At 48.6% G+C, this 24,955-nt stretch carries 23 protein-coding genes, 1 pseudogene and 1 other annotated feature; of the genes and pseudogenes, 11 read left to right on the top strand and 13 right to left on the bottom strand.

Annotated elements, in window-relative coordinates:
• Positions 1–49 precede the first annotated feature (49 nt).
• Complete coding sequence (gene sopA, locus ABVM99_RS14760) at positions 50–2,398, top strand: SPI-1 type III secretion system effector HECT-type E3 ubiquitin transferase SopA (protein WP_052938229.1); 2,349 nt, start codon at positions 50–52, stop codon at positions 2,396–2,398.
• A 128-nt stretch (positions 2,399–2,526) separates the two neighbouring features.
• On the opposite strand, the pseudogene ABVM99_RS14755 reads toward sopA, so the two are convergent.
• Positions 2,527–2,604, bottom strand: a pseudogene (locus tag ABVM99_RS14755) (hypothetical protein); the annotation flags it as partial.
• A 135-nt stretch (positions 2,605–2,739) separates the two neighbouring features.
• Between ABVM99_RS14755 and sbcB the strand changes: the two are divergent.
• Positions 2,740–4,170: an exodeoxyribonuclease I gene (sbcB, locus tag ABVM99_RS14750; RefSeq protein ID WP_023194872.1), complete on the top strand. Its 1,431-nt coding sequence runs from the start codon at positions 2,740–2,742 to the stop codon at positions 4,168–4,170.
• Between the two features lie 131 nt (positions 4,171–4,301).
• Here the strand turns inward: sbcB and plaP are convergent, their stop codons facing one another.
• The 4 genes from plaP to ABVM99_RS14730 form a co-directional block, all read right to left on the bottom strand.
• Positions 4,302–5,660, bottom strand: coding sequence for a putrescine/proton symporter PlaP (plaP, locus tag ABVM99_RS14745; protein ID WP_001519005.1), 1,359 nt, complete (start codon positions 5,658–5,660; stop codon positions 4,302–4,304).
• A complete protein-coding gene (gene yoeI / locus ABVM99_RS14740; protein WP_096335044.1) occupies positions 5,650–5,712 on the bottom strand; it encodes a membrane protein YoeI in 63 nt (20 codons plus the stop codon). Before yoeI ends, plaP begins: the two co-directional genes overlap by 11 nt.
• A gap of 233 nt (positions 5,713–5,945) precedes the next feature.
• The gene (locus ABVM99_RS14735) at positions 5,946–6,860 is read right to left on the bottom strand and encodes a LysR family transcriptional regulator (RefSeq protein ID WP_000803316.1); all 915 of its coding nucleotides are present in this window, start codon (positions 6,858–6,860) and stop codon (positions 5,946–5,948) included.
• 45 nt (positions 6,861–6,905) lie between these two features.
• Positions 6,906–7,730, bottom strand: a complete 825-nt coding sequence (locus ABVM99_RS14730; RefSeq protein WP_000754712.1) for an SDR family oxidoreductase — start codon at positions 7,728–7,730, stop codon at positions 6,906–6,908.
• A 162-nt stretch (positions 7,731–7,892) separates the two neighbouring features.
• Here ABVM99_RS14730 and hisL point away from each other — a divergent pair, with 162 nt between their 5' ends.
• The 9 genes from hisL (at position 7,893) to hisIE (ending at position 15,225) form a co-directional block, all read left to right on the top strand.
• Positions 7,893–7,943, top strand: a complete 51-nt coding sequence (gene hisL, locus ABVM99_RS14725) for a his operon leader peptide (protein WP_001364200.1) — start codon at positions 7,893–7,895, stop codon at positions 7,941–7,943.
• Positions 7,919–8,042, top strand: a sequence feature (His leader region). Its footprint overlaps the gene before it by 25 nt.
• A 46-nt stretch (positions 8,043–8,088) precedes the next feature.
• Complete coding sequence (gene hisG / locus ABVM99_RS14720) at positions 8,089–8,988, top strand: ATP phosphoribosyltransferase (protein ID WP_000886600.1); 900 nt, start codon at positions 8,089–8,091, stop codon at positions 8,986–8,988.
• 102 nt (positions 8,989–9,090) lie between these two features.
• Positions 9,091–10,395: a histidinol dehydrogenase gene (hisD, locus tag ABVM99_RS14715; protein ID WP_000009613.1), complete on the top strand. Its 1,305-nt coding sequence runs from the start codon at positions 9,091–9,093 to the stop codon at positions 10,393–10,395.
• Positions 10,392–11,471 carry a histidinol-phosphate transaminase gene (gene hisC, locus ABVM99_RS14710; RefSeq protein ID WP_023195126.1) on the top strand — a complete coding sequence of 360 codons (1,080 nt, stop codon included), beginning with the start codon at positions 10,392–10,394 and terminating at the stop codon, positions 11,469–11,471. Before hisD ends, hisC begins: the two co-directional genes overlap by 4 nt.
• A complete protein-coding gene (gene hisB / locus ABVM99_RS14705; protein WP_000080044.1) occupies positions 11,468–12,535 on the top strand; it encodes a bifunctional histidinol-phosphatase/imidazoleglycerol-phosphate dehydratase HisB in 1,068 nt (355 codons plus the stop codon). The genes hisC and hisB overlap by 4 nt, the downstream gene beginning before the upstream one ends.
• Positions 12,535–13,125, top strand: a complete 591-nt coding sequence (hisH, locus tag ABVM99_RS14700) for an imidazole glycerol phosphate synthase subunit HisH (protein WP_001103591.1) — start codon at positions 12,535–12,537, stop codon at positions 13,123–13,125. Before hisB ends, hisH begins: the two co-directional genes overlap by 1 nt.
• Entirely contained in the window at positions 13,125–13,862 is a 738-nt protein-coding gene (gene hisA, locus ABVM99_RS14695; RefSeq protein WP_023195127.1) for a 1-(5-phosphoribosyl)-5-[(5-phosphoribosylamino)methylideneamino]imidazole-4-carboxamide isomerase, read from the top strand. Before hisH ends, hisA begins: the two co-directional genes overlap by 1 nt.
• Positions 13,844–14,620: an imidazole glycerol phosphate synthase subunit HisF gene (gene hisF, locus ABVM99_RS14690; protein WP_023195128.1), complete on the top strand. Its 777-nt coding sequence runs from the start codon at positions 13,844–13,846 to the stop codon at positions 14,618–14,620. The genes hisA and hisF overlap by 19 nt, the downstream gene beginning before the upstream one ends.
• On the top strand, positions 14,614–15,225 hold the full coding sequence (hisIE, locus tag ABVM99_RS14685; RefSeq protein WP_017441797.1) for a bifunctional phosphoribosyl-AMP cyclohydrolase/phosphoribosyl-ATP diphosphatase HisIE: 612 nt from the start codon (positions 14,614–14,616) through the stop codon (positions 15,223–15,225). The genes hisF and hisIE overlap by 7 nt, the downstream gene beginning before the upstream one ends.
• Before the next feature lie 94 nt (positions 15,226–15,319).
• Here the strand turns inward: hisIE and wzzB are convergent, their stop codons facing one another.
• The 8 genes from wzzB to cpsG all read right to left on the bottom strand — a co-directional run.
• The gene (gene wzzB / locus ABVM99_RS14680; RefSeq protein ID WP_023195129.1) at positions 15,320–16,303 is read right to left on the bottom strand and encodes an LPS O-antigen chain length determinant protein WzzB; all 984 of its coding nucleotides are present in this window, start codon (positions 16,301–16,303) and stop codon (positions 15,320–15,322) included.
• 142 nt (positions 16,304–16,445) lie between these two features.
• On the bottom strand, positions 16,446–17,612 hold the full coding sequence (gene ugd / locus ABVM99_RS14675) for a UDP-glucose 6-dehydrogenase (protein ID WP_000704834.1): 1,167 nt from the start codon (positions 17,610–17,612) through the stop codon (positions 16,446–16,448).
• 235 nt (positions 17,613–17,847) lie between these two features.
• Positions 17,848–19,254: an NADP-dependent phosphogluconate dehydrogenase gene (gene gndA / locus ABVM99_RS14670; RefSeq protein ID WP_000043533.1), complete on the bottom strand. Its 1,407-nt coding sequence runs from the start codon at positions 19,252–19,254 to the stop codon at positions 17,848–17,850.
• Positions 19,255–19,383: 129 nt separating this feature from the next.
• The gene (locus tag ABVM99_RS14665) at positions 19,384–20,280 is read right to left on the bottom strand and encodes an alpha-1,2-fucosyltransferase (RefSeq protein WP_020898969.1); all 897 of its coding nucleotides are present in this window, start codon (positions 20,278–20,280) and stop codon (positions 19,384–19,386) included.
• Positions 20,281–20,290: 10 nt separating this feature from the next.
• A complete protein-coding gene (locus tag ABVM99_RS14660; RefSeq protein WP_000626464.1) occupies positions 20,291–21,028 on the bottom strand; it encodes a glycosyltransferase in 738 nt (245 codons plus the stop codon).
• A gap of 6 nt (positions 21,029–21,034) precedes the next feature.
• A complete protein-coding gene (locus tag ABVM99_RS14655; protein WP_001206791.1) occupies positions 21,035–22,201 on the bottom strand; it encodes a hypothetical protein in 1,167 nt (388 codons plus the stop codon).
• Between the two features lie 147 nt (positions 22,202–22,348).
• Positions 22,349–23,587 (bottom strand): lipopolysaccharide biosynthesis protein, encoded by a 1,239-nt coding sequence (locus tag ABVM99_RS14650; protein WP_039520040.1) that lies wholly within the window; start codon positions 23,585–23,587, stop codon positions 22,349–22,351.
• Positions 23,588–24,955 (bottom strand): colanic acid biosynthesis phosphomannomutase CpsG (gene cpsG, locus ABVM99_RS14645; RefSeq protein ID WP_393927044.1); only part of this gene is annotated, 1,368 nt, incomplete at its 5' end.

Here is a 24,955-nt window from a genome sequence, read left to right as displayed (position 1 = left end):
GTTAAAAATCCAGACCGTTTTTCCATAATGATGTTGATAAGGAATTCTAATGAAGATATCATCAGGCACAATTAATTTTTCTACTATTCCTAACCAGGTCAAAAAATTAATTACCTCGATTCGTGAACATACGAAAAACGGGTTCGCCTCAAAAATAACCAGTGTTAAAAACACGCATGTTTCTTTAAATGAAAAACTTAAAACAGGAAAGAGCTCATCGATTGAGTTCGCGTTACCACAAAAAATAAAAGACTTCTTTCAGCCAAAAGATAAAAACACCTTAAACAAAACATTGATTACTGTTAAAAATATTAAAGATACAAATAATGCAGGTAAGAAAAATATTTCAGAAGAAGATGTCTCAAAAATGAATGCAGCATTCATGCGTAAGCATATTGCAAATCAAACATGTGATTATAATTACAGAGTGACAGGTGCGGCCCCGCTCCCCGGTGGACTCTCTGTATCAGCCAATAACAGGCCCACGGTTTCTGAAGGTAGAACACCACCAGTATCACCCTCCCTCTCACTTCAGGCTACGTCTTCCCCGTCATCACCTGCCGACTGGGCTAAGAAACTCACGGATGCAGTTTTACGACAGAAAGCCGGAGAAACCCTTACGACCGCAGATCGCGATTTTTCAAACGCAGATTTCCGTAATATTACATTCAGCAAAATATTGCCCCCCAGCTTCATGAAGCGAGACGGCGATATTATCAAGGGGTTCAACTTTTCAAATTCAAAATTTACTTATTCTGATATATCTCATTTACATTTTGACGAATGCCGATTCACTTATTCGACACTGAGTGGTGTAGTCTGCAGTAATACGAAATTTAGTAATTCAGACATGAATGAAGTGTCTTTACTGTATTCAATTACTACACAACAACAGCCCTCTTTTATTAATACAACATTAAAAAATACGCTTATACCTTACAAAGCCAACCTCTCCGACGTTATTTTAAATGAACCGGATAATTTATCACCTCCGTCAGTGTCAGGGGGCGGAAATTTTATTCGTCTAGGTGATATCTGGCTGCAAATGCCACTCCTTTGGACTGAGAGCGCTGTGGATGGTTTTTTAAATCATGAACATAATAATGGTAAAAGTATTCTGATGACCATTAACAGCCTGCCCGATAAATACAGACAGGAAAAAGTCCGGGCAATGGAAGACCTGGTGAAGTCATTTCGGAGTGGCCGCTTATCAGAGGCACGTATCCGGCCAGTTGAAAGTTCGCTGGTGAGCGTACTGGCCCACCCCCCCTATACGCAAAGTGCGCTTATCAGCGAGTGGCTCGGGCCTGTTCAGGAACGTTTTTTTGCCCACCAGTGCCAGACCTATAATGACGTTCCCCTGCCGGCTCCTGACACATATTATCAGCAGCGTATACTGCCTGTGTTGCTGGATTCGTTTGACAGGAACAGCGCCGCCATGACCACTCACAGCGGATTCTTTAATCAGGTGATTTTACACTGTATGACAGGCGTGGACTGCACTGATGGCACCCGCCAGAAAGCTGCAGCGCTTTATGAACAGTATCTTGCTCACCCGGCGGTGTCTCCCCACATCCATAATGGGCTCTTCGGCAATTATGACGGCAGCCCGGACTGGACAACCCGCGCTGCAGATAATTTCCTGCTGCTTTCCTCCCAGGATTCAGACACGGCGATGATGCTCTCCACTGACACGCTGTTAACAATGCTAAACCCTACTCCTGACACCACATGGGACAACTTTTACCTGCTGCGAGCCGGAGAGAACGTTTCCACCGCGCAAATCTCTCCGGTAGAGTTATTCCGTCATGACTTTCCGGTGTTTCTCGCCGCATTTAATCAGCAGGCCACGCAGCGACGCTTTGGGGAGCTGATTGATATCATCCTCAGCACTGAAGAGCACGGGGAGCTGAACCAGCAGTTTATTGCCGCCACGAACCAGAAACATTCCACCGTGAAGTTGATTGATGATGCCTCAGTGTCGCGTCTGGCCACCATTTTTGACCCCTTGCTTCCTGAAGGCAAACTCAGCCCGGCACACTACCAGCACATCCTCAGTGCTTATCACCTGACGGACGCCACCCCACAGAAGCAGGCGGAAACCCTGTTCTGTCTCAGTACCGCATTCGCACGCTATTCCTCCAGCGCCATTTTCGGCACTGAGCATGACTCTCCGCCGGCCCTGAGAGGCTATGCGGAGGCGCTGATGCAGAAAGCCTGGGAGCTGTCTCCGGCGATATTCCCATCCAGCGAACAATTTACCGAGTGGTCCGACCGTTTTCACGGCCTCCATGGCGCCTTTACCTGTACCAGCGTTGTGGCGGATAGTATGCAACGTCATGCCAGAAAATATTTCCCGAGTGTTCTGTCATCCATCCTGCCACTGGCCTGGGCCTAGTCCAGCCTCAACCCGCATGAAATTAAGGGACACAGCGTTGTGTCCCTCTGTAAATAGACCCGTTTTAGTCCATGCATTTTTGAGATCCCGGCCAGATTGACCCTGGCCTAAATTCCATACAGTACTAAATCAGAATCAGTAATTTCAGATGGGCCGGAATATGGTTTACCATAGAGGGAGCGTAGCTTAGTGTCGCTGATGATCATTTTAGTATTTTGTACTCACCATCGCATGTACCAACATTAGCAACAATATCAATTGGTGTACAAATACAATCAATCAACGACAAAATAAAAGAATAAAATATTTCATATACAGATAACATCAGGCGTGTACATCAAGTGACAGTTAAAAACGACAGCATACAGAGCACATTCCTCTTCCACGATTACGAAACCTTCGGTACGCATCCGGCCCTCGACAGACCTGCGCAATTCGCCGCGCTCCGTACGGATAACGACTTCAACGTTATTGGCGAGCCGGAGGTGTTTTATTGCAAACCCGCCGATGATTATCTACCGCAGCCCGGCGCAGTGCTGATTACCGGCATCACGCCGCAGGAAGCGCGTGAGAAAGGAGAAAACGAAGCCGCTTTCGCCAGACGCATTCATGCGCTGTTTACCGTTCCTAAAACCTGCGTTGTGGGCTACAACAATGTACGTTTTGATGATGAAGTCACGCGCAATATTTTTTATCGCAACTTTTACGATCCCTACGCCTGGAGCTGGCAGCATGATAATTCACGTTGGGATCTATTGGATGTCATGCGCGCCTGTTATGCGCTGCGCCCGGAGGGAATTAACTGGCCGGAAAACGACGACGGCCTGCCCAGCTTTCGTCTGGAACATTTAACCCAGGCGAACGGGATCGAACACAGCAACGCGCATGATGCGATGGCGGATGTCTACGCCACTATTGCGATGGCGCAACTGGTGAAAACACGCCAGCCGCGGCTGTTTGATTATCTTTATGGCCACCGCAGTAAACATAAACTGGCGGCGCTGATTGACGTCCCGCAAATGAAGCCGCTGGTGCATGTCTCCGGCATGTTTGGCGCGTGGCGCGGTAATACAAGCTGGGTCGCGCCGCTGGCGTGGCATCCTGAAAACCGTAACGCGGTGATCATGGTCGATTTAGCAGGCGATATTTCTCCTCTTCTTGAGCTGGACAGCGACACCCTTCGCGAGCGGCTTTATACGGCCAAAGCCGATCTTGGCGATCACGCCGCAGTGCCGGTAAAGCTGGTGCATATCAATAAATGTCCGGTACTGGCGCAGGCGAATACCTTGCGCCCGGAGGATGCCGACCGGCTGGGAATTAACCGCCAGCATTGCCTGGATAACCTGAAAGTGCTGCGTGAAAATCCGCAGGTCCGCGACAAAGTGGTGGCGATTTTCGCCGAAGCCGAACCTTTTGCCGCCTCGGATAACGTTGATGCCCAGCTCTATGATGGTTTTTTCAGCGATGCCGATCGCGCAGCCATGAAAATCGTACTCGAAACCGAGCCGCGTAACCTGCCCGCGCTGGACATTACCTTTGTCGATAAACGCATTGAGAAGCTGCTGTTTAATTACCGCGCACGCAATTTTCCCGGTACGCTGGATGACGCAGAGCAGCAGCGCTGGCTGGAGCATCGCCGTCAGGTGCTGACGCCGGAGTTTTTACAACAGTATGCCAATGAATTGCAGATGCTTTCTCAGCAGTATGCGGAAGATAAAACGAAGCTGGGGTTGCTGAAATCACTGTGGCAGTACGCAACCGAGATTGTGTAATTGACCAATGCCTGACGGGCATTGTTAATCCAGAGCGGATAAAGAGTGACGCCACCATCCGGTAAACATGCTGGATGACAAAAAACCGGAGGCACTGCCTCCGGTTTTACTATTGCCGATAATACGTGCGATTACGCGACGTCTTCGTACTGTGGAACCGGGTTGCGGAAGCTTTTAGTTACGCACGCCAGATAAATCAGCCCGATACCCGCCCAGATCAGGCCCAGTACCATTGAGCTCTCTTCCAGGTTAACCCACAACGCACCAACCGTGAGCGCGCCGCACATCGGCAGGAACAGATACTGGAAGTGATCTTTCAACGTTTTATTACGCTTCTCACGGATCCAGAACTGCGAAATCACCGACAGGTTAACAAAGGTAAACGCGACCAGCGCACCAAAGTTAATCAGCGCCGTCGCCATCACCAGGTCAAAATTAATCGCCAGCAGCGCGATCGCCCCGACCAGGATGATGTTCATCGCTGGCGTACGCCATTTCGGATGAACGTAACCGAAGAAGCTTTTCGGGAATACGCCGTCGCGCCCCATTACGTACATCAGGCGCGCTACGCCTGCATGCGCCGCCATACCGGAAGCTAGCACGGTGATAGTAGAGAAGATCAGCGCGCCCACCTGGAAGGTTTTACCCGCCACGTACAGCATGATTTCCGGCTGAGACGCATCCGGATCTTTAAAGCGAGAGATATCCGGGAAATACAATTGCAGGAAATAGGTTGCAAAGATGAAGATCAGGCCGCCAATCAGCGCGGTCAGGAAAATCGCACGCGGGATCACGCGCTCAGCATCTTTGGTCTCTTCCGACAGGTTACTGATGCCGTCAAAGCCGGTAAAGGAGAAGCACAGGATCGTCGCTCCCGTAATCATCGGGATAACGTGCGCATCGCCGGACCAGAACGGACGGGTGCTCGCCAGCGTACCGGCGCCTTCGCCTTCAAATACGCCATAAACCACCATGCCCAGAATGACCGCAATCAGCACTACCTGTAGCACTACAATCACGGTGTTGAAGTTAGCGACCGATTTGAGGCTGCGCAGGTTAAAGGCCGTCATAAAGGCCACCAGCGCCACAACAAACACCCATGACGGAATGGAGGGCACCAGCGCTTCAAAATAAATTTTCGCCAACAGAATGTTGATCATCGGCGCGAACAGATAATCGAGCAGAGAAGACCAACCCACCATAAAGCCAACGGTCGGGCTGATGGATTTCTGGGCATAGGTATACGCCGAACCCGCGGAAGGGTAGCGACGCACCAGTTTCCCGTAGCTCAACGCCGTAAACAGAATCGCGATTAACGCGAATGCATACGCCGTCGGTACGTGACCGTCAGTGAGGCCTGAAACGATACCAAATGTATCGAACAGCGTCATCGGCTGCATATAGGCAAGACCCATCATTACAACCGGAACTAACGTAAGCGTTTTACGTAATTCCACGCGAGAGGTGTTTGGAGTAACGTTATGCGACATGGTCATTCTCCTTTACGGCGAATGCCGTCGCGTAAGCAAAAAATTGCCCCATTTTCTGGATTCCTCAGCGACAACAACTGTCGATTTTTAAGTAAGTATCTATCCGGTACGAAGCCCGGCCTCTTGGTATTGAATGATGTGTTTGAAGCAAAAAAATAACCGACGCGTATTAAAACGTCGGTTAGTGTCATTTTTTGCAAGCGGCGTATTCTGCCCTAAATTGAAGTGAAATGACAAGAGAATGCGAGCGCGTTCAAAAAATTATTTTTCATAAGCGATTGATTTTTAAACCGGCGATTTTGCATACACCCCAGCAATAGCATTATTTGCTAAAATTTCATCCCGCCACCAGCCGCTGGCCAGCCCGGCGGTCTGTTCATTCCAGCCAACCCACACCGGTTCATAGACGATTTGCGCTACAACTTTCTTCTCTATAAGCGCGCCGCTTTCCAAAAATCGCTGCGCCAGATAACGCGGTAAATAGCCGCATCCCAGGCCGCTAATTTGCAGCTCCAGCTTGGTTTTAAAATCAAACACGGTAATCGCTTCCTGAGCGTCGAGCAGTTCAGACCCTATTGATCGCGAGGAATGGACGCTATCGCCAACCACAATCGCGCGAAAACGTTTGATCGTCTGGCGGCTAAGCGGTTCCTCTTCATGAACCAGCGGATGATGCGGAGCGACAGCAAACACCAGTTCAAGATCGCCCAGTCTTGCAAAGCCAAAGCCGGTGTCAGGCGGCGGCGCGCGCATGGCGCCAACGATGATATCCGCCCTTCCCTGCGTCAGCGTCTCCCATGAACCGCCGAGAACGCCATTGACAAATTTAAGGCGCGTCACGCTGTGGCGTTGATAAAAAGCGTCGATAAGCGGGGCCAGAAGAGAAAAGGGAAAGGTATCATCCACACCGATGACCAGTTCGTTCTCCCAGCCTTCATGCAGTTTAATCGCCTGCTTTTCCAGCTCGCGAACGGTGTGCAACACTTCACGGCCTTTTTCCAGTAGCATCTTACCGGTTCGCGTAAATCGCGCGCGGTGCCCGCTACGGTCGAGCAGTTGGATATTAAGATCGTTTTCCAGCTTATGAACGGTATAACTGAGGGCGGACGGCGTTTTAAATAATTTTGCCGACGCCGCCGCGAAGCTGCCTTCTTTTTCTAACGCATCAAGAATAATCAGAACGTCCAGCAGTGGTTTCATACTCGTCCCCTTGCGCTATATGGCGACCACCTGCTGGACAGCGACTCACTCCATCGGCATCACCAGCGGATCGGGATATTGATATTCAAATCCCAGCTCATTACAAATCCGGCTACCATCGATAATCTTCCCTTTGCCGTTGTCCGGTGCGTCACGAAAATGCGGCGGCGCCATTCCCAGCAAGCGCGTCATTTGCGGATAAAACACGTTGCGGGCTGGATGCGCCGGCGCACATATATTATAGATGTGCCCCCCTTTCGGCGCCTGTAGCAAGAGGGTAATTGCGCCAACCACGTCTTCAAGATGCACCAGATTGACCCCGTGTTGACCATCCGGCGCGGTTTTTCCGGCAAAGAAACGACCGGGATGGCGTCCAGGCCCGACCAACCCCGCCAGCCGCAGAATATCTACTGACGTGCCCGGCAGATTATGCAGCCAATCTTCCAGTTCCTTCAGGGTACGCCCGCTGGCCGTGACCGGATTACGCGGCGTATTCTCTTTCACCACGCCTTGCGCATCGCCGTAAACAGACGTCGAACTGGTAAAAATAATACGCGGGATACGATAAGCCAGCGCGCTGTCGACCAGCTCCTGCATTGCCTGCAGATAAAAATCCTCTCCCGGACCGCTACGGCGCGCGGGCAGTGTTATCACCAGCGCATCGACATCCAGCAGAGCGTCAAGATCGTCCGCCTCACAGACCAACTCCGGCTCCAGACGCAGCGGATAGCTTTCAATTCCACTCATACGGGCCGCTTCCACCCCGTCAAGGGTGGTTTTGCTGCCGGTAACCTGCCAGCCTCTCGCTGCCAGCGACATTGCCAGCGGCATGCCTAACCAACCTAAACCGACAATTGCGACCTTTTTCATCCATTTTCTCCTGACTTTAACGCCTTATACATAAGGCTACGCCAGCCCGCCGTGACTGACAATTCATACTATAAATGCGAAATGAAAAAAGCGCTTGCTTTAAGGCGTAAAAGTGGTTTAGGTTAAAAGGTATCAAATGAATAAGCATTCATCGGAATTTTTATGACACGCGTTCAATTTAAACACCACCATCATCACCATCATCCTGACTAGTCTTTCAGGCGATGTGTGCTGGAAGACATTCAGATCTTCCAGTGGTGCATGAACGCATGAGAAAGCCCCCGGAAGATCATCTTCCGGGGGCTTTTTTTTGGCGCGCGATACAGACCGGTTCAGACAGGATAAAGAGGAACGCAGAATGTTAGACAACACCCGCTTACGCATAGCTATTCAGAAATCAGGCCGTTTAAGCGATGATTCACGAGAATTGCTGGCCCGCTGCGGCATAAAAATTAATTTACACACTCAGCGCCTGATTGCGATGGCGGAAAACATGCCGATTGATATCCTGCGCGTACGTGATGATGACATTCCGGGTCTGGTGATGGATGGCGTGGTCGATCTCGGCATTATCGGCGAGAACGTGCTGGAAGAAGAGCTACTCAACCGCCGCGCGCAGGGCGAAGATCCGCGCTATTTTACCCTGCGCCGTCTTGACTTCGGCGGCTGCCGTTTATCGCTGGCAACGCCGGTTGACGAAGCCTGGGACGGCCCGGCCGCGCTGGACGGTAAACGTATCGCTACCTCTTATCCGCACCTCCTCAAACGCTACCTCGACCAGAAAGGCGTCTCTTTTAAATCGTGTCTGTTAAATGGTTCTGTCGAAGTCGCGCCGCGCGCGGGGCTGGCCGACGCTATCTGCGATTTGGTCTCTACCGGCGCGACGCTTGAAGCTAACGGCCTGCGTGAAGTCGAAGTTATCTACCGCTCTAAAGCCTGTCTGATTCAGCGCGACGGTGAGATGGCACAGAGCAAGCAACAGCTGATCGATAAATTGCTGACCCGTATTCAGGGCGTGATTCAGGCGCGCGAATCGAAATACATCATGATGCACGCGCCAAGTGAACGCCTGGAAGAGGTTATCGCCCTGCTGCCAGGCGCCGAAAGGCCGACAATTCTGCCGCTGGCGGGCGAGCAACAGCGCGTGGCGATGCACATGGTCAGCAGCGAAACGTTGTTCTGGGAAACCATGGAGAAACTGAAAGCGCTTGGCGCCAGCTCGATTCTGGTACTGCCGATCGAGAAGATGATGGAGTGATCTGACGCCTGATAGCGCTGCGCTTATCAGGCCTACGTAATGCGTTGATATTTTGGGTTCTGTAGGCCGGATAAGGCGGAACCCTGTGATGGAGTAAAGACCATGAGCTTCAATACCCTGATTGACTGGAACAGCTGTAGCCCTGAACAGCAGCGTGCGCTGCTGACGCGTCCGGCGATTTCCGCCTCTGACAGTATTACCCGGACGGTCAGCGATATTCTGGATAATGTAAAAACGCGCGGTGACGATGCCCTGCGTGAATACAGCGCTAAATTTGATAAAACAGAAGTGACAGCGCTACGCATTACCCCTGAAGAGATCGCCGCCGCCGGCGCGCGTCTGAGCGACGAATTAAAACAGGCGATGGCCGCTGCCGTCAAAAATATTGAAACGTTCCATTCCGCGCAGACGCTACCGCCTGTAGATGTGGAAACCCAGCCAGGCGTGCGTTGCCAGCAGGTTACGCGTCCCGTCGCGTCTGTCGGTCTGTATATTCCCGGCGGCTCGGCTCCGCTCTTCTCAACGGTGCTGATGCTGGCGACGCCGGCGCGTATTGCGGGATGTCAGAACGTGGTTCTGTGCTCGCCGCCGCCCATCGCTGATGAAATCCTCTATGCGGCGCAACTGTGTGGCGTGCAGGAAATCTTTAACGTCGGCGGCGCGCAGGCGATTGCCGCTCTGGCCTTCGGCAGCGAGTCCGTACCGAAAGTGGATAAAATTTTTGGCCCCGGCAACGCCTTTGTAACCGAAGCCAAGCGTCAGGTCAGCCAGCGCCTCGACGGCGCGGCTATCGATATGCCAGCCGGGCCGTCTGAAGTACTGGTGATAGCCGACAGCGGCGCAACACCGGATTTCGTCGCGTCTGACCTGCTCTCCCAGGCTGAGCACGGTCCGGATTCCCAGGTGATTCTGCTGACGCCTGATGCTGACATTGCCCGCAAGGTGGCGGAGGCGGTAGAACGTCAACTGGCGGAGCTGCCGCGCGCGGACACCGCCCGGCAGGCCCTGAGCGCCAGTCGTCTGATTGTGACCAAAGATTTAGCGCAGTGCGTCGCCATCTCTAATCAGTATGGGCCGGAACACTTAATCATCCAGACGCGCAATGCGCGCGATTTGGTGGATGCGATTACCAGCGCAGGCTCGGTATTTCTCGGCGACTGGTCGCCGGAATCCGCCGGTGATTACGCTTCCGGAACCAACCATGTTTTACCGACCTATGGCTATACTGCTACCTGTTCCAGCCTTGGGTTAGCGGATTTCCAGAAACGGATGACCGTTCAGGAACTGTCGAAAGCGGGCTTTTCCGCTCTGGCATCAACCATTGAAACATTGGCGGCGGCAGAACGTCTGACCGCCCATAAAAATGCCGTGACCCTGCGCGTAAACGCCCTCAAGGAGCAAGCATGAGCACTGAAAACACTCTCAGCGTCGCTGACTTAGCCCGTGAAAATGTCCGCAACCTGGTACCGTATCAGTCCGCCCGCCGTCTGGGCGGTAATGGCGATGTCTGGCTGAACGCGAATGAATTCCCGACAGCGGTGGAGTTTCAGCTCACCCAACAAACGCTTAACCGCTACCCGGAATGCCAGCCAAAGGCCGTGATTGAAAACTACGCGCAATATGCTGGCGTAAAGCCGGAGCAGGTGCTGGTCAGCCGCGGCGCGGATGAAGGGATCGAACTGGTGATCCGCGCCTTCTGCGAACCGGGGAAAGACGCCATTCTCTACTGTCCGCCCACTTACGGTATGTACAGCGTCAGCGCCGAAACCATTGGCGTAGAGCGCCGGACGGTTCCCGCGCTTGAAAACTGGCAGCTGGATCTACAGGGGATTTCCGACAACCTTGACGGCACAAAAGTGGTATTCGTTTGTAGCCCCAATAACCCCACCGGGCAACTTATCAACCCGCAGGATCTACGCACGCTGCTGGAGTTGACACGCGGTAAAGCGATAGTCGTCGCCGACGAAGCTTATATTGAGTTTTGCCCGCAGGCCACGCTGGCAGGCTGGCTGGTTGAATATCCTCATCTGGTTATCCTGCGCACATTGTCGAAAGCTTTTGCGCTGGCGGGTCTGCGCTGCGGCTTTACGCTGGCTAATGAAGAGGTGATCAACCTGCTGTTAAAAGTGATCGCCCCTTATCCGCTTTCTACGCCAGTGGCGGATATCGCCGCCCAGGCGCTGAGTCCGCAGGGAATAAACGCAATGCGCGATCGCGTGGCGCAGACAGTGCAGGAACGTCAGTATCTGGTGAATGCCCTGCAACAGACCGCCTGCGTAGAACACGTCTTTGACTCTGAAACCAACTATATTCTGGCGCGGTTTACCGCCTCCAGCAGCGTGTTTAAATCCTTATGGGATCAGGGCATTATCTTACGCGATCAGAATAAACAACCTTCTTTAAGCGGCTGCCTGCGGATTACGGTCGGCACCCGCCAGGAAAACCAGCGCGTCATTGACGCCTTACGTGCGGAGCCAGTATGAGTCAGAAGTATCTTTTCATCGACCGGGACGGAACCTTAATTTCCGAACCGCCGAGCGATTTTCAGGTAGACCGCTTTGATAAACTGGCCTTTGAGCCAGAGGTGATTCCCGTATTGCTGAAGCTGCAAAAAGCCGGTTTTAAGCTGGTGATGATCACTAACCAGGATGGACTTGGCACGCAAAGCTTCCCGCAGGCGGACTTCGACGGACCGCACAACCTGATGATGCAGATTTTCACTTCTCAGGGCGTATGCTTTGATGAGGTGCTAATCTGCCCTCACCTGCCCGCAGACGACTGCGACTGCCGCAAGCCCAAAGTAAAGCTGGTGGAGCGTTATCTTGCGGAACAAGCGATGGATAGCGCCAACAGCTATGTGATCGGCGATCGTGCGACCGATATCCAGCTCGCTGATAATATGGGCATTACTGGTTTACGCTATCACCGTGAAACGCTGAACTGGACGATGATTGGCGAACAGCTAACGAAACGCGATCGCTATGCGCATGTGGTCCGCAACACCAAAGAGACACAGATTGATGTCAGCGTCTGGCTGGATCGCGAAGGCAACAGCAAGATTAATACCGGCGTCGGCTTCTTTGACCATATGCTCGATCAAATCGCCACCCACGGCGGCTTTCGCATGGAGATTACCGTTAAGGGCGATCTCTATATCGACGATCACCACACGGTAGAAGATACCGGACTGGCGCTCGGTGAGGCATTAAAACTGGCACTCGGCGACAAGCGCGGTATCTGCCGTTTTGGCTTTGTCCTGCCGATGGATGAATGTCTGGCGCGCTGCGCGCTGGATATTTCCGGTCGTCCGCATCTGGAATATAAAGCTGAATTTACCTACCAGCGTGTGGGCGATTTGAGCACAGAGATGATTGAACACTTTTTCCGCTCACTCTCTTACACGATGGGCGTCACTCTGCATCTCAAGACTAAGGGTAAGAACGATCACCACCGTGTCGAAAGTTTGTTTAAAGCCTTTGGTCGGACGCTACGCCAGGCTATTCGCGTGGAGGGCGATACATTACCGTCCTCGAAAGGAGTGCTGTGATGAACGTCGTCATCCTTGACACCGGCTGCGCCAATTTAAGCTCGGTAAAATCCGCCGTGGCGCGCCACGGTTACACCCCAGTGGTCAGCCGCGAAGCGGAAATCGTATTACGCGCTGACAAACTCTTTCTACCCGGCGTCGGCACGGCGCAGGCCGCTATGGATCAACTGCGCGAACGTGAACTGATCGACTTAATTAAAGCGTGTACTCAGCCGGTACTGGGTATCTGCTTAGGGATGCAACTGCTGGGTCGTCGCAGCGAAGAGACGCGCGGCGTGGATCTGCTGAACATTATCGAACAAGACGTGCCGAAAATGACCGACTTTGGTCTGCCGCTGCCGCACATGGGCTGGAATCGCGTGTATCCGCAGGCGGGCAACCGGCTGTTTCAGGGCATTGAAGATGGCGCCTATTTTTACTTTGTTCACAGCTACGCGATGCCGGTCAACCCGTGGACTATCGCCCAGTGCAATTACGGCGAGCCGTTTACCGCGGCGGTACAGAAAGATAATTTCTTCGGCGTACAGTTCCATCCGGAACGTTCGGGCGCGGCGGGCGCACAGTTGCTGAAAAACTTCCTGGAGATGTAATGATTATTCCGGCATTAGATTTAATTGACGGCACCGTGGTGCGTCTCCACCAGGGCGACTACGCCCGGCAGCGGGATTACGGTAACGATCCCCTGCCTCGTTTACAGGATTACGCTGCCCAGGGCGCCGGGGTGCTGCATCTGGTAGATCTGACCGGCGCTAAAGATCCGGATAAGCGACAGATACCGCTGATTAAAACCCTGGTCGCGGGCGTGAACGTACCTGTTCAGGTCGGCGGCGGCGTGCGTACCGAAGAAGACGTTGCGGCATTACTGAAAGCTGGCGTTGCCCGTGTGGTCATCGGTTCAACGGCGGTGAAATCCCCTGACGTGGTGAAAGGCTGGTTTGAACGTTTTGGCGCGCAGGCGCTGGTGCTGGCGCTGGACGTTCGCATAGACGAACACGGCACCAAGCAGGTGGCGGTTAGCGGCTGGCAGGAAAATTCCGGCGTCTCGCTGGAACAACTGGTGGAGACCTATCTCCCCGTCGGCCTGAAACATGTACTGTGTACCGATATTTCTCGCGACGGCACGCTGGCGGGCTCTAACGTTTCGCTGTACGAAGAGGTATGCGCCAGATATCCGCAGATCGCCTTTCAATCCTCCGGCGGTATTGGCGATATCGATGATATTGCCGCCCTGCGCGGCACCGGCGTGCGCGGCGTGATTGTCGGGCGCGCGCTGTTAGAAGGGAAATTTACCGTTAAGGAGGCCATCCAATGCTGGCAAAACGTATAATTCCGTGTCTGGATGTTCGTGATGGTCAGGTGGTGAAAGGCGTACAGTTTCGCAACCATGAGATCATTGGCGATATCGTTCCGCTGGCCAAACGCTATGCCGACGAAGGCGCGGACGAACTGGTGTTCTATGACATTACCGCCTCCAGCGATGGCCGCGTAGTCGATAAAAGCTGGGTGGCGCGCGTTGCCGAGGAGATCGACATTCCGTTTTGTGTAGCGGGCGGTATCCGGTCAATTGACGACGCCGCCAAAATTCTTTCTTTCGGGGCGGATAAGATCTCTATCAATTCCCCTGCACTGGCTGACCCAACGCTGATTACCCGTCTGGCTGACCGTTTTGGCGTACAGTGCATTGTCGTCGGGATTGATACCTGGTTTGACGACGCCACGGGGAAATATCATGTTAACCAGTATACCGGCGATGAAAACCGTACCCGCGTGACGCAGTGGGAGACGCTGGATTGGGTGCAAGAGGTACAACAGCGCGGCGCGGGGGAAATCGTCCTGAATATGATGAACCAGGACGGCGTGCGTAACGGTTACGATCTGACGCAGTTGAAAAAAGTCCGTGACGTTTGCCGCGTGCCGCTGATCGCCTCCGGCGGCGCGGGCACGATGGAACACTTTCTTGAGGCATTCCGTGATGCCGATGTCGACGGCGCGCTTGCCGCCTCCGTTTTTCACAAGCAAATCATCAATATTGGCGAATTAAAAGCGTACCTGGCAGGCCAGGGCGTGGAGATCAGGATATGTTAACAGAGCAACAACGCCGCGAGCTGGACTGGGAAAAAACCGATGGCCTGATGCCAGCCATCGTGCAACATGCGGTATCCGGCGAAGTATTGATGCTGGGCTATATGAACCCACAAGCGCTGGACAAAACCATTGAATCCGGCCATGTCACGTTCTTCTCACGCACGAAACAGCGTTTATGGACCAAAGGCGAAACCTCAGGCCATGTGCTGAATGTCGTCAGCATTGCGGCAGATTGCGACAACGATACACTGCTGGTGCTGGCAAACCCTGTCGGGCCGACCTGCCACAAAGGTACCAGCAGTTGCTTTGGCGACGCCAGCCATCAGTGGTTATTCCTGTATCAACTGGAGCAGCTACTGGCAGAGCGCAAAACCGCCGATCCGGCCAGCTCTTACACGGCGAAACTGTACGCCAGCGGTACCAAACGTATTGCGCAAAAAGTTGGCGAAGAAGGTGTGGAAACCGCGCTGGCGGCCACCGTCAATGATCGTTTTGAATTAACCAATGAAGCGTCTGATTTGATGTACCACCTGCTGGTGCTGTTGCAGGATCAGGATCTCAACCTCACCACCGTGATCGACAATCTTCGTAAGCGTCATCAATAAGCGTAAAAAAACCGGGCAATGCCCGGTTTTTTAGTGAGAAATTTTACCTTTCGTAGCCGGATAAGGCACTTGTGCCGCCATCCGGCAAAGAAGCTTACAAGGCTTTTGGCTTATAGCTACGTAGCGCATTGCGCCCCAGCACAATCCCGGCACCGATCATCCCGCCCAGCAACACAGCCAGCACGAGGGTAATGGCTGTTTTCGGGCTATCGCGACGGACCGGCAGCGTCGGCTTCATCACATAACGATAGACGTGCACCGTATCGGCAGTCACTTTCAGATTTTTAATGTCCAGCAGTGTCTGCTTCGTCTGGTAATAGGCCGGAGAAAAGACCAGTGGACGCGTCGCTTCGTTCTGTATCATCGATTTTAGCGCATCGCTCCCCAACAGGAACATCGTGTCCTGGGTAACATCCTGGGTTTGCTGAATCTGCGGCTGCGTGATTTTGGCCTCATCCGCATAGCGCAACGCTTCTTCGATTTGCTTAATACGCAGATCTTTTTGCTCCTGCGCCACAACTTCCTGCGTCTCAAGGGACTCCTGCAACGTTTTGGTTTGCAGCGTGATGTTATCTTTCAGGTCAACTTCCAGTTCCTTAGCGACCTCTTCATCCACCTGTTGGATATATTCCGCCAGCCGACGCTGCGCCCCTTCAGCGGTAGTACTCACATAAGAAACCGAGAGTGGCAGCGCCTGCCCTTTTACCGACTGTTCAATGGTAAGCTTTTCCCGCTCTTTCTGATTATCCAGCGCTTCCGATAATGCGGAAAACGCAGAGCTAAAGCGGCTTATAAAATTCGCCTGCACTTCAGAGATTTTGGGGGCATTCCCGCCATACAAGACGTTGAGCGCGTTGGTATAGGTGGCAACCTGCGCGGCATCAGGTTGGGTAATAATCGCCGTGGATGTCCATTTTTCTTTGGCTATCATCAGGTAGCCTACGGCCAGCAAAATGGCGATAATAACGGCTACAATAATGGTCATCTTCCCACGCCATAACTGTAGCAATAACTCAATCAAATCAATCTGTTCCGGATCGTTCCCACGCCCGGAAGACGTATTACTATCCACTGTCATAGATACCCTAACTAAAAAAAGGATGAAGCTGGAGACAGTGTAGTCATAAAGCAAATATATGCCATAGGATTAATGATAAAAATCAGACATTATTTCCATATGGTCAATAAATCATCGGGACTCATCAGCCCCGATTGCCTTATTAATCACTACCGAAAAGATCGCGGGTATACACTTTTTCAGCAACATCCAAAAGCTCTGCCGCCATCCTGTTGGAAATAATGACATCCGCCTGCTGTTTAAAGCAGTGCAAATCACGTTCAAGACGTGAGTTAAAGAAAGTATCTTCTTCCATTACCGGCTCATAGATGATGACCTCTACGCCTTTCGCTTTAATGCGCTTCATAATCCCCTGAATCGATGAGGCGCGGAAGTTATCGGAGCCACTCTTCATAATCAGGCGATAAATGCCCACCACTTTAGGCTTTCTGGCGAGGATAGCATCGGCAATAAAATCTTTACGCGTACGGTTTGCTTCAACGATAGCGGAGATAATATTATTAGGCACCGACTGATAATTGGCCAGCAACTGTTTGGTATCTTTTGGCAAACAATATCCGCCATAACCAAAAGAGGGATTATTATAATGATTGCCAATACGCGGGTCGAGGCACACCCCTTCAATAATTTGTCGGGTATTTAATCCTAACGTTTCAGCATAGCTGTCTAATTCATTAAAATAAGCGACTCGCATAGCGAGATAAGTATTGGCGAAAAGTTTAATGGCTTCCGCTTCAGTGGAGTCCGTAAACAGCGTCGGAATCTGCTGTTTAATAGCGCCTTCCTGGAGTAATGCGGCAAATTCTCTGGCGCGTTCAGACTGTTCCCCAATCACGATACGGGAGGGATAAAGGTTATCGTAAAGGGCTTTACCTTCACGTAAAAACTCCGGAGAGAAAATGATATTTTCTGTCGCAAACTTCTGACGCATTGCCGCCGTGAAGCCAACCGGCACCGTAGACTTAATAATCATCACGGCTGCGGGGTTGATGCTGATCACATCCTGAATGACCGATTCCACACTGGACGTATTAAAATAGTTGGTTTTGGGATCGTAATCCGTAGGCGTAGCAATGATGACGTAATCTGCATTCTGGTACGCATCAAACTTATCCAGCGTTGCCCTGAATCTGATGTTATCTTCCTTTAAAAATTGCTGAATTTCTTTATCAACAATCGGAGATATCCGATCATTTAACAGTTCAACACGGGAAGGAACAATGTCTAACGCCACCACTTCATGGTGTTGTGCAATAAGCAAACCATTAGACAAGCCAACATAACCCGTCCCGGATATCGTGATTTTCATTATTTGCTCTCAGAATTAACTTAATTATGAATCATGATGTATTTCGCATCCTGATAAGATATTAAAGTTTTAACGCCTGAGTATATAAAGTGCAACGCAGACGAAAACAATTCAGATTATCTTCATTACGATAAACACAGATTATTAAGTTAATATTAAGCAAAAGCGATAAATCAATAAGAATAGAGATAAAAAAAAGCCCGGTATTAAACCGGGCTTAAACATTTTGCAGAAATTATTCCAACCACTCGGTATGGAAAACACCTTCTTTATCAGTACGTTTATAGGTGTGCGCACCAAAGTAGTCACGCTGCGCCTGAATTAAGTTAGCTGGCAGTACTGCGGCGCGATAGCTGTCATAGTAGGCCACTGCCGCAGAGAATGTCGGCACCGGAATGCCGTTCTGCACCGCGTAAGCCACAACATCACGCAGCGCCTGCTGGTACTCATCAGCAATTTTCTTGAAGTAAGGCGCTAACAGCAAATTGGCAATACCAGCGTTTTCTGCGTAAGCATCGGTGATTTTCTGCAGGAACTGAGCGCGAATGATACAACCCGCACGGAAAATCTTAGCAATCTCGCCGTAGTTGAGATCCCAGTGATATTCATCAGACGCGGCGCGTAGCTGCGAGAAGCCCTGCGCATAGGAGACGATCTTGCCAAGATACAGCGCGCGACGCACTTTCTCGATAAATTCCGCTTTGTCGCCTGCCGGTTGCGCTTTCGGCCCGGAGAGCACTTTAGATGCTGCAACACGTTGTGCTTTCAACGAAGAGATGTAACGCGCAAAGACGGATTCGGTAATCAGCGACAGCGGTTCGCCCAGATCCAGCGCGCTCTGGCTGGTCCATTTACCGGTCCCTTTGTTGGCGGCTTCATCAAGAATGACATCCACCAGGTAGTTTCCGTCTTCATCTTTTTTAGTGAAGATGTCTTTAGTGATGTCGATCAGATAACTGCTCAGCTCGCCGTTATTCCACTCGGTAAAAGTGTTCGCCAACTCTTCATTGCTGAGGTTCAGGCCGCCTTTCAGCAGGGAGTAAGCTTCAGCGATAAGCTGCATATCGCCATATTCAATACCATTGTGGACCATCTTGACGTAGTGACCAGCACCATCGGCGCCGATATAGGTCACGCACGGTTCGCCATCTTCCGCCACAGCAGCAATCTTCGTCAGGATCGGCGCCACCAGTTCATAGGCATCTTTCTGACCGCCAGGCATGATAGATGGCCCTTTCAGCGCGCCCTCTTCACCACCGGAAACACCGGTACCGATAAAGTTAAAACCTTCCGCAGACAGCTCGCGATTGCGACGGATTGTGTCCTGGAAGAAGGTGTTACCGCCATCAATAATGATATCGCCTTTTTCCAGATACGGTTTCAGCGAATCGATAGCTGCATCAGTACCTGCGCCCGCTTTCACCATTAACAGGATACGACGAGGCGTTTCGAGGGATTCAACAAACTCTTTCACCGTGTAATAAGGCACCAGCTTTTTGCCGGGATTCTCGGCAATCACTTCTTCGGTCTTTTCACGGGAGCGGTTGAAAACGGAGACGGTATAACCACGGCTTTCGATGTTGAGCGCGAGGTTGCGCCCCATCACTGCCATACCGACGACGCCGATCTGTTGCTTGGACATTACATACTCCTGTCAGGTGTGGTCACCGCGCGACGAGAGCGCGGCTTGAAATGTGGCTTAGATGTTAACTTAAAAATCAATAGTATTACAGTTACAAATTCCCGCCTTATTTATTAAGTTACGCCTTAATTAAAGCGTTATCCAACTCGCATTTCTTAAAGATGTTTCGTTATTTCCCAAAAACCATTGCTTAGGTGAAATAACCAATTTATCTTCATACTTATTCAGCCAAGCTCCCCACCAACTGTAGGTACTATTTGCTATAATATTGTTTTTACATAAAGACATAAGATACATATCTATGGCGCTAAAATCATAGTCACTATTATTTATCACATAACAATTATCATTCTCCAAAAAGGCTTTCTGTGCCCATCGAACATCATCAGAGAAGATAATAAAATTTTGTTTACCTCGCTCACGCTCTACATATTCCATAGCATGGTTGTAATAACTTATATCCAGCACACCATGATATTTAGCCGCATGCTGATTTGTTACATAATCTCCACGGCGAATGTGTAACGCAGTTGTATTATTGCTTCTCTGAATCAAGGAATATAGCTCTAAGTTTTTACAGATATCTAGAAGATCATCCCGTAGTTCAAACAAAGGTAAAATTAACTGTTTATGCTTATTGAGTAGATCTGCATCCTGATAAAATGAAAATAAACATGCTTTATCAATATTTTTTATTGTTTCAAAAGTGTAAAAAGCTCTATCAGAGAGAGCATATTTCCCAAAGAGAGCTATGGATAAAATTTCTGATATTTGCTTAGGAAATGGATTTCTTTTAAATTTTCTAAGCAACTTAATTTTTTCTTTTTCATCCGCAAAACTGAATCTATCATAGCTTATGTTAAACTGGTTCAGTTCTAAAGATCGTACAGTATCCCTTTTCGGTTGAGAATAATAATAACTGTCATCCAACACTAATGTAGTGCTCTGGAAATATTGCTTAAGAATATAAGCAGCTGCATATTGAAACATTTGGTTACCTAAACCACCAGAAAGACAGCTATACACAGTTAAATCCTTATTTTATTAGGGCTTTAGAGAAATGATAAATGCAGGCAATAAAATTAATCATTTTTCTGTTCTTTAAGAATTCTCGTAACGAATAACTCGCACATTCATAATATGCAAGTTTCGATTTTTGGGTCGAGTTTGAATGTATGCGATAATTTAATAAAGGCTCATCCATATTATCCCAACGTGGAATTGAATCCCGCATCCTTAACCAAAGATCATAATCTTCAGAATTAAACCCTCCACTATAACCTCTATGTTTCAGGAAAAAATCTTTTCTAAACATTACCGAAGGATGAGCAAAGGGGTTTTTAAAAATTATCTTTTTGAAGATCGCATTTTTTTGAGGATAGGATCTAAGACCTAAGAAAGTATCATTCTCGTCAATTAAATTGATTGCCGTACCAACTAAATCGAGATTATTCTTTTCAAGATATGTTATTTGTTTCTCTAAACGCTCAGGATGAGATATATCATCCGAATCCATTCTTGCTATAATATCATACTTTGATCGCGATATTGCAAGATTTAGAGAGAAACCTAGTTGCCCGATACATGTTTCAATTATTTTAACTTGTTGATTACTATTTATCTTTTCTTTCAAAGTAGTAGCTATTTCACTTGCATCCTTACCATTAGCAATAATAATTAATTCATAGTTTCTAAAAGTCTGATTCAATATGCTATTAATTGCAGGCATTACATATAAATCAAACCTATTAACACACATAATAACTGATATCATGCCAATTTATATCCTTTTAGCACGTAAAATTCTTTTAACTAAAAAAACAGTAAAAATTAACGGAAGTATAAAAAAATTCATATTGACAAAATTATTATACATCATCGAAAATAAACACGCCATAACCAAGAACGGCTGGAATATATATGAAAAAGGTGTTCTATTTCTTTTCAGGAAAATATACTGTGCTATAAAACCAATAAAAAAAGCATAAACGAAACTAAAAAAACCTAATGATACATAGGAACTTCCTACAAGACCAATAGGAGATGTACTATCAGGAAAATATAAACTAATAGTTGAGGCAGGTATTATTTTTTGAGGTAAAAACCAATTAAAAAAATAAAAAATGTCGCTTATATTATTTTGTACAATATAACTAAAGTTGACTATAGGAGAACCAAAATAAAAACCACCAATAAATCTTAATATAAATTCAAAGTTAAACGATAAATCTTGATCAGGATTTCTAATAATTCTCGTAACCGAAAAAAGTATGATGGTAAAAATCGCAACACAACTTCCTTTTGTAAAAGATATTTTTTTCGGAGAATATAACATTAGCCCTAAGAAAACATAAAGTAACGATTGTAGCTTGGCGTAACTAATAAATTTTATAATAATAATAATAAGACTAATTAAGACTATTGGCCTTTTATCATTCAATAATCTTGCCATACCATACATTAGAATTCCGAAATACCCAAGAAGTAAAGAGATACCATGTATGCCTAGTGGTGAGGAAGCTATTTTTGACTCTATAAGCTGAGCGTTAACCCCTCCTAATATATAGATGTTTATTATATTTGCATTCCCCATGAAATATTGGGTTATTAAAAATGTAATAACATTCATCAAGAGGATAACTTTAAAAAAGACATCATATTTTTTAAAGTTATAAATAATATACTCATTTCTAGGGGGGAAATTTATCTTATTATAAAGAAAGCAATACGATGAAAACGCACCGATTAAAAAGAAAAAGAAAAAAAACAAGGTAATGATTAGAACATTATTATCAGGATTAAAATTAAATATATTAAAAGAATTCCATACCTCTTCGCTTGTTTTTATTTGAAAAATGGTATTAAGCACAACAGAAACAGTTATTAAAATAACAGGATTAAATACAGTTCTGAAGTCATCATTTTTAGGTATTATTATTTCTCTCATTATCACCTCGGAGATAAAAATATCTCATATCATGCTTATTTTAAGATTTTATTTTTTAATATAATTTGTATATGATTAAAAATAAATCTAATTATTTAGTTTTCGAAGCAAATGTGATACTAAATTCCCAACCTTTTCCAATATGCATTAATTATCTTTTTTTCCTTTATGGAGAAAAAACAAACCACATAATAAGACTATGCTAAAATTAATCATCCATGATAATGCTCCAGCCACCTCATGAATTTTTGGGGAAAACAATATTAGGAAAATAGAGTTAATAATAATAATCAAAAGTTGCGAAATAAATATCACCCCACCTCTATTTTCAACAATTAACTTAACGTGAATAAAGTTATAAAAAAAGTTTATCAGCACAGCAACGCTCAAAATTTTGACAATAATAACTCCATACTCTACAACTTCAATATTATGACTCCATAACCAAAGTATGTCTTTTGCCCAAAAAAATAATATGCAAGATGGCATTAAGACACAAAAAAAAGCTATTGTTTTATATAATCCCAACTTAGTTGTATCGCCAATTTTTGCGATATGAGGTAATATTGCTTTAACCATTGGATACTGTAACTGCAATAACGCAAGTCCAAATTGCATAGTCATAACATACAAGCCAAAGTTTTGAATGCTTAAAAACCTTGACATAAATATTCTATCTAATTGTGAAGAAAAAACGCCTAACAGAATCCCTAAGGATATTTTATAGTTAGTAATAATAATTCTTTTGATTTTTCCCCATGACGGTTTACACACTCCTATCCTTGATACGATAAAAGAAAAATTACAGATAAACTCAATCATAGCAATTAGGAAGAAAGATAATACATAAATATATGTTTGTCGGCTAACGTTTAGAATTAAAATTACTGCTGTAATATTTTTCAAAGAAATGAATATACATTGCGATAAGTTTGCTTTTACTTGCTCTTCATTCCCATTCCAATATGCCAAATTAACGTTATTGCAAAACTGGAAAAAAAACTGCCCTGCAAAAATTTTTATAGCGAGTTCAAGTTGCTTTGCAGAAAAAGCATCCAATCTAAACCATTTTTCAGCAATAGCCTCTGCAGAAAAATACAAGAAAAACACAGCACAAAGCGCAATCAAAAAATATAAAGCTATATAGTTTGAATATATCTCTTTAATATTCTGTTTTTTTTGTGCAAAGTCCCTTGGCATAACTTGTGACATTCCTGCATCAAGCAGTAATAATATCCCTTGTAAGGATAAACATGCAGCCACCATACCCCATTGTTCTTTCCCTAATAACTTCAGGTAAAAAGGAGCCATTAAAAGAATTATAGCTCCCTGCCAAAAAACCCCACATAAATTAGCAATGGTATTTATATAAATACGCTTTTCCATTTAGCTATCTCTAAGAAATTCTAAAATTCTATAAGTATTCTCCCTCATCAAATACTGGTCGCCGCGCGATTCCACATTCAGGCGCACCACCGGTTCGGTGTTTGACGAGCGCAGGTTGAAACGCCAGTCCGGGAATGACATGCTGAGGCCGTCCGTGCGGTCCACCGCCTGCGCCTCTTCCGCAAAGTGCGCTTCCACCCGCGCAATGGCCGCCGCCGGCTCCGCCAGCCTGCTGTTGATTTCCCCGCTCGCCGGAAACGCCGCCATCCGGTCGCGGACCAGCTCACCCAGCGACTGTCCCTTCAGGCACACCAGCTCCGCCACCAGCAGCCACGGGATCATCCCGCTGTCGCAGTAGGCAAAATCACGAAAATAGTGATGCGCGCTCATTTCCCCGCCATAAATGGCATCCTCCGTACGCATCCGCTCCTTGATAAAGGCATGTCCGGTTTTTGACATCACCGGCGTCCCGCCCGCCGCCGTCACCACTGCCTCCGTGTTCCAGGTCAGGCGCGGGTCGTGGATAATCTTCGCCCCCGGGTGTTTTTCCAGAAACGCTTCCGCCAGCAGCCCGACGATGTAGTACCCCTCGATAAACTGCCCTTTCTCATCGAACAGGAAGCAGCGGTCGAAGTCGCCGTCAAAGGCGATGCCCATGTCCGCCCCGTGTTCAATAACGGCCTTGCGGGTGTCGTCGCGACACTCCGGCAGCAACGGGTTGGGAATGCCGTTCGGGAAGGTGCCGTCCGGGGTGTTGTGGATTTTGATGAACTCCACCGGCGCGCCCAGCGCCTTCAGACGCGCTTCGATGGCGTCAATGACCGGCCCCGCCGCGCCGTTGCCGGAATTCACCACCAGCTTCAGCGGGGTGAGATTGTTAACACTGATATAGCCGAGCAGGTGGCCGATGTAGGCGTCGCGCAGGCTGATTTGTCTGTAGCTGCCGCGCGCGGCCTCGTTCACCGGCGGGAAATCGCCCGCTTCCGCCAGACGCTGAACGTCGCGCAGACCGGTGTCGCCGCTTATCGGGCGGGCGCCCTCGCGCACCAGCTTCATGCCGTTGTAGTCCATCGGGTTATGGCTGGCGGTCACTTCAATACCGCCGTCCACGCCGAGGTGGAAGGTGGCGAAGTAAATCTCTTCGGTGCCGGACATACCGATATCCAGCACGTCGACGCCCGCGTCCTGTAACCCTTTCGCCAGCGCCAGCTTCAGCGCCTCGCTGGTCAGGCGCACGTCGCCGCCCAGCACGATGGTTTTCGGTTTTAAATATTCGCCGTAAGCGCGGCCAATCCGCCACGCGATATCTTCATTGAGCTCTTCGCCCAGCCTGCCGCGAATGTCGTAGGCCTTGAAACAGGTTAATTT

It is taken from the genome of Salmonella sp. SJTUF15591 (assembly GCF_043356435.1).
Classification (GTDB): domain Bacteria; phylum Pseudomonadota; class Gammaproteobacteria; order Enterobacterales; family Enterobacteriaceae; genus Salmonella; species Salmonella enterica.
This window is presented reverse-complemented; position numbering and strand designations above follow the sequence as displayed.